11 protein-coding genes are annotated in these 12,480 nt (G+C 65.0%); all 11 read right to left on the bottom strand.

Annotation, left to right across the window (positions count from 1 at the left end):
- Nucleotides 1-243: 243 nt before the first annotated feature.
- The 11 genes from C41B8_RS03125 to C41B8_RS03175 all read right to left on the bottom strand — a co-directional run bounded on the left by C41B8_RS03125 (nt 244) and on the right by C41B8_RS03175 (nt 12,403).
- A complete protein-coding gene (locus C41B8_RS03125) occupies nt 244-1,416 on the bottom strand; it encodes an acetyl-CoA C-acetyltransferase (RefSeq protein ID WP_037333986.1) in 1,173 nt (390 codons plus the stop codon).
- Nucleotides 1,409-2,056, bottom strand: coding sequence for a CoA transferase subunit B (locus C41B8_RS03130; RefSeq protein ID WP_037333988.1), 648 nt, complete (start codon nt 2,054-2,056; stop codon nt 1,409-1,411). The genes C41B8_RS03125 and C41B8_RS03130 overlap by 8 nt, the downstream gene beginning before the upstream one ends.
- Nucleotides 2,056-2,757: a CoA transferase subunit A gene (locus tag C41B8_RS03135; RefSeq protein WP_037333998.1), complete on the bottom strand. Its 702-nt coding sequence runs from the start codon at nt 2,755-2,757 to the stop codon at nt 2,056-2,058. The genes C41B8_RS03130 and C41B8_RS03135 overlap by 1 nt, the downstream gene beginning before the upstream one ends.
- A gap of 33 nt (nt 2,758-2,790) precedes the next feature.
- Complete coding sequence (gene kce, locus C41B8_RS03140) at nt 2,791-3,723, bottom strand: 3,5-dioxohexanoate:acetyl-CoA acetone transferase (protein WP_037334001.1); 933 nt, start codon at nt 3,721-3,723, stop codon at nt 2,791-2,793.
- A gap of 12 nt (nt 3,724-3,735) precedes the next feature.
- Nucleotides 3,736-4,680 (bottom strand): 3-hydroxyacyl-CoA dehydrogenase, encoded by a 945-nt coding sequence (locus tag C41B8_RS03145; protein WP_037334002.1) that lies wholly within the window; start codon nt 4,678-4,680, stop codon nt 3,736-3,738.
- 8 nt (nt 4,681-4,688) lie between these two features.
- Complete coding sequence (locus tag C41B8_RS03150; protein WP_037334005.1) at nt 4,689-5,474, bottom strand: SDR family oxidoreductase; 786 nt, start codon at nt 5,472-5,474, stop codon at nt 4,689-4,691.
- Nucleotides 5,475-5,513: 39 nt separating this feature from the next.
- Entirely contained in the window at nt 5,514-7,556 is a 2,043-nt protein-coding gene (locus tag C41B8_RS03155; RefSeq protein ID WP_037334007.1) for an ABC transporter permease, read from the bottom strand.
- Between the two features lie 15 nt (nt 7,557-7,571).
- Nucleotides 7,572-9,161, bottom strand: coding sequence for a sugar ABC transporter ATP-binding protein (locus tag C41B8_RS03160; RefSeq protein ID WP_084188427.1), 1,590 nt, complete (start codon nt 9,159-9,161; stop codon nt 7,572-7,574).
- Nucleotides 9,162-9,236: 75 nt separating this feature from the next.
- On the bottom strand, nt 9,237-10,376 hold the full coding sequence (locus C41B8_RS03165; protein ID WP_051882926.1) for a sugar ABC transporter substrate-binding protein: 1,140 nt from the start codon (nt 10,374-10,376) through the stop codon (nt 9,237-9,239).
- Between the two features lie 81 nt (nt 10,377-10,457).
- The gene (locus C41B8_RS03170) at nt 10,458-11,504 is read right to left on the bottom strand and encodes a LacI family DNA-binding transcriptional regulator (protein ID WP_051882929.1); all 1,047 of its coding nucleotides are present in this window, start codon (nt 11,502-11,504) and stop codon (nt 10,458-10,460) included.
- Nucleotides 11,505-11,530: 26 nt separating this feature from the next.
- Nucleotides 11,531-12,403, bottom strand: coding sequence for an SMP-30/gluconolactonase/LRE family protein (locus C41B8_RS03175; RefSeq protein ID WP_037334010.1), 873 nt, complete (start codon nt 12,401-12,403; stop codon nt 11,531-11,533).
- Between the last annotated feature and the right edge of the window lie 77 nt (nt 12,404-12,480).

The raw sequence follows: 12,480 nt of genomic DNA on the forward strand, positions 1-12,480 counted from the left end.
AAGATCGCTTTGAACTCTGGCGTTAACGTTGAACCATCATACAGCGGGACCAAACAGCTAGGGCCTGTTGCCGTTTCGTGCGAGTCCGCGCCAAGCGCTCCCTGAAAATTAACTAGGGGCGCCCGGCGGCGTTGCGAGTCTGGGTCGTGGCACGCCACGACGCGGCAGCTCGCGCCTTGCCGGACACGATTTGCGGACGCCAACGCGGGCCCGCACGAAACGGCAACAAGCCCTAATCCCGGGTCAGCGCTCAATGGCAATCGCAATACCCTGGCCGCCGCCAATGCACAACGTGGCGATGCCGCGCCGCGCATCCTGTGCCGCCATGGCGTGGACCAGTGTCACCAGCACGCGCGCACCGGACGCCCCGATCGGGTGGCCGAGGGCGATCGCACCGCCGTTGACGTTCACTCGACCCGTATCCCAGCCCAGCTCGCCGCCGACCGCGAGCGCCTGGGCAGCGAAGGCTTCGTTGGCCTCGATCAGATCGACATCGGCGAGCGACCAACCGGCCCGATCCAGACAACGACGCACCGCATGCACGGGGCCGATGCCCATATAGGCCGGATCGACGCCGACACTGGCCAGCTCTGCCACGCGCGCGAGAATCGGATAGCCCTCGATTCGGGCGACCTCGGCATCCATGAGCACGAGGGCCGCGGCGCCGTCGTTGAGCGCGGAGGCATTGCCGGCGGTCACCGTGCCATCGCGATCGAAAGCCGGCTTGAGGCGGGCCAGCGACTCGGTCGTGGTGTCGGCCCGCGGTTGCTCGTCGCGTTCGACGACGACCGAGTCGCCCCGGCGCTGGGGCACGTCGATCGCGGCGAGTTCGGCATCGAATGCGCCGGCCCCGACAGCGGCCGCCGCCCGACGATGCGACTCGGCAGCGAAGGCATCCTGGGCTGTGCGATCGATGGCATAGCGACGGGCCAGATTTTCGGCCGTCACACCCATGTGATAATCGTTGAATGCGTCCCACAGGCCGTCCGAGACCATGCTGTCAACCAGCTCGGTGTGCCCCAAGCGCAGACCGGCGCGGGCCTTGGGCAGCACATAAGCGGCCTGACTCATGCTCTCCATGCCGCCCGCAACGATCGTCGTCGCATCGCCGGACCGAATCGCCTGCACAGCGGCGTGCACGCTCGCCAGCCCCGAACCACAGACCTTGTCGATCGCCGTGGCCGGTACGCTCTCGGGCAAACCAGCCGCCATCGCAGCCTGACGCGCGGTGTTCTGGCCGCAGCCGGCGCGCAGCACGTGGCCCATGAACACGTCGTCGATGCGCGCCGGATCGAGATCGGCACAGGCTGCACGAATCGCCGCCGCCCCGAGATCGACCGCCGACAGTGGCGCCAATGCGCCCTGGAAACGGCCGATCGGCGTGCGTCTGGCGGCCACGATCGCGACATCAGGCATGGGCGGCCTCACAATGGTCGAGCAATGGACAGCCGGTCGCGGCCTGGATTTCGCCGAAAGTGACGCCCGGTGCCATTTCGACCACGGCGATGCCGTCATCGGTGATATCCATAACGCCGAGGTCGGTGATGATGCGATCGACCACGCCCACGCCCGTCAGTGGCAGCGTGCACTCGGGCAGAATCTTGGGCTCGCCCTTCGCGGTATGCGCCATGAGCACCACAACGCGTTTGACGCCGGCGACCAGATCCATGGCCCCGCCCATGCCCTTGACCATCTTGCCCGGGATCATCCAGTTGGCCAGATCGCCGGTCGCCGAGACCTGCATGGCGCCGAGAATGGCCAGATCGATATGCCCGCCGCGGATCATGGCAAAGGAGTCGGCGTTATCGAAGAAACTGCTGCCGGGCAGTGCTGTCACGGTCTGCTTGCCGGCATTGATCAGATCGGGATCGATCGTGTCCTCGGTCGGGAACGGGCCGATGCCGAGTAGACCGTTTTCCGATTGCAGCCAGACGTCGAGCCCCTCGGGGATATAGTTAGCGACCAGCGTGGGCTGGCCGATGCCGAGGTTGACGTAGAAGCCGTCCTCGAGTTCCTCGGCCGCACGCGCGGCCATGTCTTCGCGGGTCCAGGGCATCAGGCGGCCTCCCTCACGGTGCGTTTCTCGATGCGTTTCTCGGGCGCGGCATTGACCACGATGCGGTCGACGTAGATGCCCGGCAGGTGGATATCGTCAGGCGCGATCTCGCCGGTGGGCACGATGCGTTCGACCTCGGCCACGCAGACTCGTCCAGCCGTGGCGGCCAGCGGATTGAAGTTGCGGGCGGTCTTGGCAAAACGCAGATTGCCGGCCGTGTCGGCGACTTCGGCCTTCACGAGTGCGACGTCGACGGGCAGACCGCGTTCCATCACATAGTGGTGGCCGTCGAACTCGCGGGTTTCCTTGCCTTCGGCGATCTTCGTGCCATAGGCGGTGCGGGTATAGAACGCCGCGATGCCGGCGCCGCCAGCCCGCAACCGCTCGGCCAGCGTGCCCTGCGGCGCGAACTCCAGCTCCAGTTCGCCGGACAGATACTGGCGCTCGAATTCCTTGTTCTCGCCGACGTAGGACGAGATCATTTTCTTGATCTGGCGCGATTCGAGCAGCAGCCCGAGACCGAAGCCATCCACACCGGCGTTGTTGCTGGCGACCGTCAGATCGCGCTTGCCGGTATCGCGCAGGGCGGCGATCAGGGCTTCGGGAATGCCGCATAGCCCGAATCCGCCGACCGCCAACGTCATGCCGTCGGCGATCAGCCCGTCGAGCGCGGCCGCCGCTGAGGCGTATTCCTTGTTCATGGCTCCTCCGATGTCTTTTTGTCTGGTTCGGATCTAGAAATTGACCTGGTCGCCGCCCTTCAGGCCCAGCATGTCGCGGGCCTCGTCGGGCGTGGCCACACGCAGGCCGAGTGCTTCGACGATGCTGCGAATGCGCTGGACCTGATCGGCGTTGGACGCCGCCAACTTGCCCGGACCGTCCCAGAGCGAATCTTCCAGCCCGACGCGTACGTTCGAGCCCATCGCGACCGACATTGCGCCTAGATTCATCTGGTTGCGCCCGGCACCCAGTACCGACCAGTGATAGTCGCCGCCGAACAGGCGATCGGCGGTGCGCTTCATGTGCATGAAATCCTCGGGATGCCCGGCGATACCACCGCGCAGCCCGAACACCGACTGGATGAACAACGGCGCCTTGAGCAGACCGCGCTCGAGGAAATGAGCGGCCGTATACAGATGATTGATGTCGTAGCACTCGAGCTCGAAGCGGGTGTCATTCGAGCCGCAGGCGTCCAGGATGTGAGCGATGTCGCGGAAGGTGTTCTTGAATATCCGGTCGTCGCTCTCGGCCAGATACGGATACTCCCAGTCGTGCTCGAACTCTTTGAAACGACCCAGCATTTCGTAGAGCCCGAAGTTCATCGACCCCATGTTCAGCGAGGCCAGCTCGGGCGCGAAGTGATGCGCCGGGCCCATGCGTTCCTCGACCGGCATGGTCGGCGCGCCGCCGGTGGTGAGGTTGATCACCACGTCGCTTTTGGCCTTGATATCCGGCAGGAACTGATCGAACAGCGCCGTCTCCTGGCTAGGCTTGCCGGTCTCCGGGTCGCGGGCGTGCAGATGCACGATCGCCGCCCCCGCCTCGGCCGCGCCGAGTGCGGCATCGCGGATTTCGTCCGGCGTGACCGGCAGATACGGCGACATCGACGGCGTATGGATGGCGCCGGTGACGGCACAGGTAATAATGACGGGTTTCGTCTTGGCCATTGTCTTACTCCCTCAATTCTCGGGATCGGTGTTGTCCATATCGCGCTTGTGTGCGGCGAGCGCCATCAGCCGCCGATCGCGCCATGCCTGGCGCTCGGCGAGCTTGGCTTCGGGCAGCAGTACGCGACGGGCGCGTTCGAGTTCGGCGATGGCGGGCGCGCTCCAGTCCGGTGCTGCGGACTGGCTTTCGGCCATGCCGGCATACAGCGGGCCGTAGCGCGCGGCATAGTCGGCAATGCCGCCGGGCGCGTTCAGATCGATGGTCTCCAGCGGGCCCATGAACGACCAGCGCAGACCGAGCCCGTGCCTGACGGTGTTGTCGAGATCTTCGGCGCTCACATAGCCGCCGCCGACCAGCCGCATCGCCTCGTTGAGCAGGGCGCCCTGCAGGCGGTTGAGCACGAAACCCGAAATCTCCCGATGCACGGTGATCGGAACCTGCCCGGCCGCTTCGAGCAGGGCCCGAGCACGCTCGACCACGGCCGGATCGGTCGCCGGCGACGGCACCAGTTCGACCAGCGGAATCAGGTAGGGCGGGTTGACTGGATGAGCGACGAGACAACGCTCGGGCTGTGCCAGCCCACCGGCGAAATCCGAAGCAAGAATGCCGGACGTCGAGCTGGCCAGAATCGTGTCCGGGGTACTCGCGGCTTCGAGTTCGGCGAACAACGTCTGTTTGGCGTCCAGCTTTTCCGGGCCGCATTCCTGGGCGTACTCGGCACCGGCCAGCGCGCTGACCAGATCGGATTCGTAGCGGATATGCGTCGTGAAATCGGCGTCCTGAACCATCCCGGCGGCCGCCAGATCCCGCGCCGAGGCCGCGATCGCTTCGCTCGCGGCGGCCAGTGCGTCGGCCGAGACGTCGGTCAGCGCCACGTCGAATCCGGCGCGCGCGAACACGATCGCCCAGGCGCGCCCGATGAGTCCGGCGCCGACAACAGCAACGTGATGAGTCATCGCGGCGCCTACAGGGTTTCGACGTTGCCGCAGACGCTGAGCGCCTGGCCGGAGATATTGCGGCCGGCCTCGCTGCACAGAAACACCACCATGTAGGCGATATCTTCCGGGCCGACCATGCGCCGCAACGATATTTTCTCCAGATACTGGGCTTCCATGGCTTCGTACGACAGGCCGAGCGCCCTGGCGCGGTCGGCGATCACGCCTTCCATCCGCGGCCCGCGCACAATGCCGGGCAGAATGGCGTTGACCCGCACGCCGCTCGGGCCGAGTTCCTTGGCCAGGCTCTCGGTCAGGCCGACGATCGCCCACTTGGTGGCCGAATAGGGCGTGCGCTGGGCATAGCCGAGCCGGCCGGCCACCGACGACATGTTGATCAGCACGCCTTCCGACTCGCGCAACAGGGGAGCGGCGTGATGGGCACAGTAAAACTGGCCGTTGAGATTCACGTCGATGGTATTGCGCCAGCTGTCCGGCGAGATCTCGTCGATCGGCCCGGTATCGCCAGCGATGCCGGCGTTGTTGAGCACCACGTCGACCCCGCCCCATTCGCGATGTACGGCATCGACGAACGCCGCCATCTCTTTTTCATAGCGCACGTCGGTCAGCGTGGCCCGCGCTTGGGGATAGGTTTCGACGAACTCGGCGATGGCGTCCTCGGACACGTCGCAGATCCATACCCGGGCATCGCGCGCGATCAGCGCATCGGCGATCGCCCGGCCGATGCCGGTCGCGCCGGCGGTGATCAGGACCCGCAGGCCGGGCCGCGGCTGAAATACGTCTGGATTCATCATGGGCTCCTCAGGAATTCGTTGGGCGTTCTTTGAAATCGATCAGGCGCGCTCGCGCAGGGCCAGCACCGCCGCCAGTACCACGCAGCCATAGACGATGCTTTTCACCGAGTCGGAGAGCATGGTTCCGGCCAGCAGCGTGTCGAGCGCGGTCAATGCCAGGGCGCCGCCGAGAATGCCGAGATAATGGCCGCGGCCGCCGGTGATCAGCGTGCCGCCGACCACCACCACGGCGATCGAGGACAACAGATAGGGATCGCCCATGCCGTTGAAGGCCTGGCCGTTGAAGCCGGTCAGCAGCACGCCGGCCAGGGCCGCGCACAGGCCGCTAACGGTATAGGCCGCGATCAGCGTCCGGCCGACCGAAACGCCCGACAGCCGGGCCACGCTTTCGCTGTTGCCCACGGCGTAGATCTGACGGCCGAAGGTAGTCCGGGTCAGCAACAGCGTGCCGGCGGCCACGAACGCGATCAGAAACCAGATGACCGGGGTCACGCCGAGGAATTCCCCGGTCATGAAGGTCTGCAGGAACGGCGCGGTCCAGCCCTGCGGCGCACCGCCGGTGAGCACCAGGGCAAAACCCTGCAGCAGACCGTTCATGGCGAGCGTGACCACGATGGGCGAAATGCCGAGAATCGCCACCCCGATGCCATTGAGCAGCCCGGCGAAGCTGCCGAACAGGAGCACCAACGGGATGACCCACAACGCCGCTTCGTTCGAACCGTGCACGAACTGGGTCAGCAGAATGCCGCTGGCGGCGATGTTCCAGGGCAGCGACAAATCGAGCCCGCCGGTGAGAATTACCAGCCCCTGGCCAAGGCCGAGGATGGCCAGGAACGACGTCAGCACCAGCAGCGAATCGACATAGCCGAACACCCCGGCGCGATGGGCGAACATCACGAACGTGATCGCGAGCAGGCCACCGAACAGGACATAGGCCGGCATCACGAACCGGAGCTGGTCGCCATGGCGGGTCCACAGATCGGCCAGCGAGAAGGACCGTCGCTCGGCCGCAACGTGGCCGCCAAAATCCTTCGGCAGCGCGGCATCGGCGCGCGAGCGACGCAACGGGCGCGTGCCACGCCAGCGCCGCCCGATCTTGAGCGTGCTATAGCGTAGGTAGCCCATGGCCTGGGAGTCGCTGGACAGGGTCGTGGCCAGCACCGCCAGTAACAGGATCACCGACTCGGCCACCGTCGTGTAGTACGGCGAAATATTGAGCACCAGCAGCACGTTGGCCGTCATCTGGATGACGTAGGCACCGAGCACGCTGCCCAGCGCCCCGCCCCGGCCGCCACCCAGCAGCGTGCCGCCAAGCACCACGGCGGTGAACAATTGCAGCAACATCGGATCGCCGATATGCGGATCGCCCGATCCCGTCTGGGCGCTGACGAACACCCCGGCCGCGGCATACAGCACGCCGGCCAGCACGAAGGTCCAGAACCGAGCCCAGCGTTCGTTGATGCCGGTGGACTGCGCGGCCGAGGCATCGCTGCCGATCGCGTAGATCGACAAGCCCAGGCGCGAATGCTTGATCAGCCACCACACGCCGAGCATGGCCAGCACCACCACAATCGGGGTCGGCAGCACGCCGGTGATCGTGTCGCCGCTCAACAGGCTCACGAAGCCGCCCGGAATCGCCCCGCCCGGCTGGCTCATCACCAGCAGCGTCACGCCCTGCACGATGAACATGGTGGCCAGCGTCACCACGATCGCCGGCAGGCGGAGAAAGCCGACGAACAGGCCGTTGACCGCGCCGACCAGGCCACCGATACCCAGGGCGAGTATCGGGAACAGAATCTGGCCGGCCGCCGTGTCCGGCATGTAGGCGGCGAGAAACACGTTGGTCAGCGAGACCACCGCCGCAGCCGACAGATCGAAGCCGCCGGAGAGAATCACCAGCGTCTCGCCGATCGCGGCGATCGCCAGCGGCGCACCGCCAGCCGAGAGAAAACTCAGGTCGAAATAAGTCAGGCCGCCGCGCGACAGCGTCTGCAATAGAACGCTGACGGTGACGAAGGCGCCGATCGCGATCAACAGGCCGCGATGGCGGGCGATATTCATGTGGGGCAGGGTTGCGGACATTGGCAGAAGCCCTCGTTAAACGAACGCCGCAGCGCGCTGTGCGAGCGCGTGGCCGGCATCGCGACCGCCCGCGGCAGACGCCGGCGCGGCCTCGGTATCGATCTGGCCGAGCTCGGCTTCGAGCAGGGCCTGTTCGGTGATCGCGTCGCCAACCAATTCGCGCACGATGCGGCCGCGATAGAGCACGATCACGCGATGGGCGACGTTGACCAGTTCGGCGGTGTCGGTGGAATGAAACAGGACCCCGCCGCCGTTCTCGGCAAAGCGATGCATGAGTTCGAAGATCTCGAGCTTGGTGCCGACATCGATACCGCGCGTCGGGTCGAACATCAGCATCAGCTGCGACTGGGTCAGCAGCCACTTGGCGAGCACGATCTTCTGCTGGTTGCCGCCGCTGAACGCACTGCAGCGGGTATACAGCGCGCGCGGGTCGACCTGGACCTGATCGAGCACGGCCCGCACCGCCCGCGTCTCACGGCGCTTGTCGAGCCAGCCGAAGCGCGCGAAACGATCGAGCAGCGGCAGCGAGGCGTTCTCGACGCCGTTCATGGGCAACAGCAGGCCTTCGGTCTTGCGGTCCTCGGGCAGATAACTGATGCCGATGCCGGAGCGGATGGCATCGCGCGGCGAGGCGAACTCGACTTCGCGGCCCTCGATCGCCATCGTGCCGCGCGTGGCCCGGTCCAGCCCGAACAGGCTGCCGTAGAGCGCGCTCTGGCCCATGCCCTGGAGCGCGGCTACGCCCACCACTTCGCCACGACGGATATCCAGATCGACATCCGCAAGCTTGTCACCCACGGTCAGCCCGCGGGTGGACAGCAGCGCCGGCGAATCGGCCGGCGGGGCTGCGGTCTTCGGCGGATAGGACTGGACCATCGCCCGGCCGAGCATCAGCTCGACGATATCGCCGTCGCTGTAGTCCTCGACCGCGCCGCTGCCGACACAACGTCCATCGCGATAGACCGACAGCGCCTGGCAGAAGCTGCGAACCTCCTGCATGCGATGGGTGATGAAGATCATGGTCACGCCGTCGGCGCGCAGCTTGGCGACGAGACTTTCCAACCAGTCGACGTTGCGGCCGGACAGGGCCGACGTCGGCTCGTCCAGCAGCAGAATACGTGGCTCGCGGATCACCGCCTTCGCGATCTCGAGCTTTTGCCGCGTTGGCAAATCCAGATCGCGGACCTCGGCACGCGGGTCGATACCACCAAGGTCGAGCCGCTCGAGTTCGGCCACCGCCTTGCGCCGGGCCTGGCGCGAGCGCAGCAATCCGAGGGCGTTGGCCGGGGTATAGGGCAGCAGCAGATTCTGGGTGACCGTCAGATCCGGTACCAGCGTCAGCTCCTGGAAGGCGGTCTGTATGCCGTGACGATGCGCATCGCGTGGCGAACGCAGGCGGACTGCATCGCCGAATACTCGAATATCGCCGCTGTCGGGCGTGACCAGACCGCTGAGCACCTTCACCGTGGTCGACTTGCCGGCGCCATTTTCGCCCAGCAGGGCATGAACCTGACCGGCCGGTACCGCGAGCGAGGCTTCATTGAGCGCCACGGTCGGGCCATAGCGCTTGACGATAGCGCTGAGTTCGATCGCCATGTCGGTCATGACAACCTCCGCAAAAAAAACTGGAGACTTCGGGGAAGCCCGGCGGCCGATTGCGGCCGCCGGAGCGAGAGCGCCTTACGGGCGCGGTTCCGGCTTGGCGTTGAGTGCGGCCTGGAAACCGACCTCGGGCGTATCCTTGCTGTAGATATCCGAGAACCAGCCCGGTGGCACACGACTCGGATCGAACACGTTGCAGCCATCGGCCAGCTCCTTGTAGGAACCGGTCTGGCACAGCTTGACCTCGTCCGAGGTCGCCAGCGGCAGCGGCAGCTTGATGTGGTGCGGCAGGCTCTGTTTCTTGCCTTCCAGCTTGGCCAACGCAAGCTTGAAGGCCAGCGCGCCAGAGTAGATCGGCGAGCCGTACGAAATACTCTTCAGCCCGACCGGCTTGTAGGTATCACTCGCACCCTTGACCGCGTCAGACGCCAGCATCTGCACCCGATGACCATTGGAGGCCTCACCCGCACAGGGACGCAGCTTGTCGTTGGGGATCCCGGCTTCGAGCTGCATCGAAGTCGCGGTGTAGCAGCCGACCTGCATCCACAAGCCGTCGATATTGTCCCAGCCATGGGTGGCCACCACCTGCGACAGCACCTTGCGCGCGACCGCCTGCGACCACATGCCGTTCGGCTTGGCGATGACATGCAGATTCGGGTACTTCTTGAATACCTTCATGGCAGCCTCGGTGCGGGCCTTGTCGACCGAGGTGCCCGGCACGCCGGTGACCATCACGATATTGCCTTTGTGATCGAGCGTATCGGCCAGCCACTGCGCGGTCTTGGTGCCAGCCTCGTGCTGATCGATGGTCACGTTATGGGCACAGGGCTCGGTGATTTCCGAGTCGTAGGCCATGACCACCACGCCGCGTCGACAGGCGTTGCGGACCACCGCGTTAAGCGCGTTCGGCGAGATCGGATAGACGATGATCGCATCCGCCCCGGCCTGCACCATGCCGTTGATCTGCTGGATCTGCTTCTGAGCGTTGGTTCCGGCCACCTGGACATGGAAATTCACCTTGTCCGAGTAGTACTTGGACATGGCGGTGACCATATTCTTGGCTTCGCTCTGCCAGTCGTTACCGATGTAGCTCATGCTGAGATACACGTTGTACTTCTTGCCGGCCGCCTGGGCATTGCCCGCCACCGCGACCGTGCCCACCGCGAGCGCCAGTAGCGCGAACGCGATCGATAAACTCCTCGTCTTGAACGTTCTCATGTCATCTCCTCCGTTGGTTTCTCGTCTTCTTGTTGGGGTAATCGCTTACCCTTACAGCTAAATTTTTTATTCCGGTTTCGTCTACGCCGACGACCGAATCGTCAACGTATGCGGCAATACGGTTCGAACCGGGACCGCCGTATCGCCGTCGAGCAACCGGCTCATCACATGGCTGACCTGTCGCCCCAGCTCCTCCAGCGGTACATGCACCGTACTCAGCCACGGCGCCAGCCATTCGTTGAGCGGGTTGTCGTCGAAACCGAAGATGGCGATATCGTCGGGCACGGCGAAATCGAGCTCCTGGCAGCGCCGGTGCAAGCCATAGGCAATCGGGTCGTTACCACAGAACACCGCCCGCGGTGCCCCGCCCCGCTCGAACAGGCGCCGGGATTCTCGGTAACCGGACTCGATGGTGAGATCGCACTCGACTACACGCTCGATCGGCAAGGCCGCGCCGGCGGCGGCCATCGCATCGCGGAAGCCCTCGAAACGCTCGCGACTGGCCGACGAACTGGACGGGCCGTGCAACGCCGCGCAGTCGCGATACCCTTTATCCAGGAAATACCGCGCAACATCGGCACCCGCAGCATAGTTATCGATGCCGATAAACGGGCTCGGGCTGTCGACCGGGCATTTACGGTTGACGAACACCACCGGTGGGCCATCGGCGATCAGCCGCTCGAGCCCGGGCGTGCGAACCGCACCGAGCAAGACAATGCCCGAGACCAGATGCGAACGCATTTCCTCGATATACGCATCCTGCGAGACCGGATCCTCGCGCGTGTTGCATAGCGTCATCGCGTTGCCGGTGGCGCTGATGCCTCGTTGCACGGCATCCGCGATGCTGGCATAGAAGGCGTTGCGGTTGTCCGGCGTAAGCAGCGCAATCACCGCCGAGCGCATCCGGCTCAGCGAGCGTCCGGCCTGGACCGGTCGATAGCCCAGCGCGTCGACCGCGGCCTGCACGCGTCGCGCGGTCTCTTCGGAAGCCTTGTTCGGCACCCCGTTGAGAATGCGCGACACGGTCGCCGTCGACACGCCGGCACTGCGCGCAACGTCACCGATGGTCGGCGATCCGCTGGTGCGTGCGGCGTTGTTACGGCGACGCTTGCTGGAGGTATCGGTCATGCGCGTGGTTCTCGAAGTCGCGTTGTTCAGCCGGCGAAGCGATGCTCGGGCAGGCCCTTCACGCCCAACCCGTGCACGGCGAAAACGCCGCCATTGCGAGGATCGGTAGATTTCTTACCCCGCACCGGCTGGTGGCCCATGCTGGTCACGAACAACGTATCGAGATTTTCGCCGCCGAACATCACGCTGGTGATGTTCTGGATCGGAAAATCGATGGAGCGATCCAGCGTGCCGTCGGGCGCATAGCGATTGAGCTTGGCGCCATAGACCTGGGCGCTCCACACGAACCCCTCGGCATCCACCGTCGCACCGTCCGGCACGCCGAGCGATTCATCCTCGACCGGCACGAACACGCGCTTGTTGGCGACCGTGCCGGCGTCGATATCGTAGTCGTAGGCGTAGATCGCCTTCCAGGTATCGGCGAAATAGAACGTCTTGTCGTCCGGGCTCCAGCAGGGCCCGTTCGAGACCACGATGCCGTCGTCGAGCTTGTGGCAGGACAAATCGGGATCGAGCCGATACAGACCGGAGCTGCCGCTTTCCTCGTCATAATCCATGCAGCCGGCGATCATGCGACCGCGCCGGTCCACCTTGCCGTCGTTGAAGCGCGTGCCGGGATTATCGGCTTCCGGATCGATGATGAACTCGCACTCGCCGGTATCGAAGTCGAGGAAATGAAATCCGTTCTGCAGCGCGACCACGCCGCCACCTTTTTCACGCAGCGCCAGCGAGCCGATATTGGCCGGCACGTCCCAGCTTTCGATCTCGCTGCCATCAGCACGACAACGATTGACCGTGTTGCCGAGGCTGTCGATCCAGTACAGGCGTTGTTCCTGCGTGTCCCAGAGCGGGCCTTCACCCAGCGTGTTTCCGGCATCCACCAGAAATTCGAATTCCATGTCTCCTCCTATTTTCGAGGCGGGTTTGTTGTTTAGGGTAACCGCTTACCTCGCACCATCCGCGATTCCGCCTCGGC

The organism is Salinisphaera hydrothermalis C41B8, from assembly GCF_000732535.1.
GTDB classification, from domain to species: domain Bacteria; phylum Pseudomonadota; class Gammaproteobacteria; order Nevskiales; family Salinisphaeraceae; genus Salinisphaera; species Salinisphaera hydrothermalis.

What these genes read in the sequence shown, in the direction of transcription:
- C41B8_RS03125 (WP_037333986.1), bottom strand. Translation starts at nt 1,416, where the DNA reads ATGCCTGATGTCGCGATCGTGGCCGCCAGACGCACGCCGATCGGCCGT.
- C41B8_RS03130 (WP_037333988.1), bottom strand. Translation starts at nt 2,056, where the DNA reads ATGCCCTGGACCCGCGAAGACATGGCCGCGCGTGCGGCCGAGGAACTC.
- C41B8_RS03135 (WP_037333998.1), bottom strand. Translation starts at nt 2,757, where the DNA reads ATGAACAAGGAATACGCCTCAGCGGCGGCCGCGCTCGACGGGCTGATC.
- kce (WP_037334001.1), bottom strand. Translation starts at nt 3,723, where the DNA reads ATGGCCAAGACGAAACCCGTCATTATTACCTGTGCCGTCACCGGCGCC.
- C41B8_RS03145 (WP_037334002.1), bottom strand. Translation starts at nt 4,680, where the DNA reads ATGACTCATCACGTTGCTGTTGTCGGCGCCGGACTCATCGGGCGCGCC.
- C41B8_RS03150 (WP_037334005.1), bottom strand. Translation starts at nt 5,474, where the DNA reads ATGATGAATCCAGACGTATTTCAGCCGCGGCCCGGCCTGCGGGTCCTG.
- C41B8_RS03155 (WP_037334007.1), bottom strand. Translation starts at nt 7,556, where the DNA reads ATGTCCGCAACCCTGCCCCACATGAATATCGCCCGCCATCGCGGCCTG.
- C41B8_RS03160 (WP_084188427.1), bottom strand. Translation starts at nt 9,161, where the DNA reads ATGACCGACATGGCGATCGAACTCAGCGCTATCGTCAAGCGCTATGGC.
- C41B8_RS03165 (WP_051882926.1), bottom strand. Translation starts at nt 10,376, where the DNA reads ATGAGAACGTTCAAGACGAGGAGTTTATCGATCGCGTTCGCGCTACTG.
- C41B8_RS03170 (WP_051882929.1), bottom strand. Translation starts at nt 11,504, where the DNA reads ATGACCGATACCTCCAGCAAGCGTCGCCGTAACAACGCCGCACGCACC.
- C41B8_RS03175 (WP_037334010.1), bottom strand. Translation starts at nt 12,403, where the DNA reads ATGGAATTCGAATTTCTGGTGGATGCCGGAAACACGCTGGGTGAAGGC.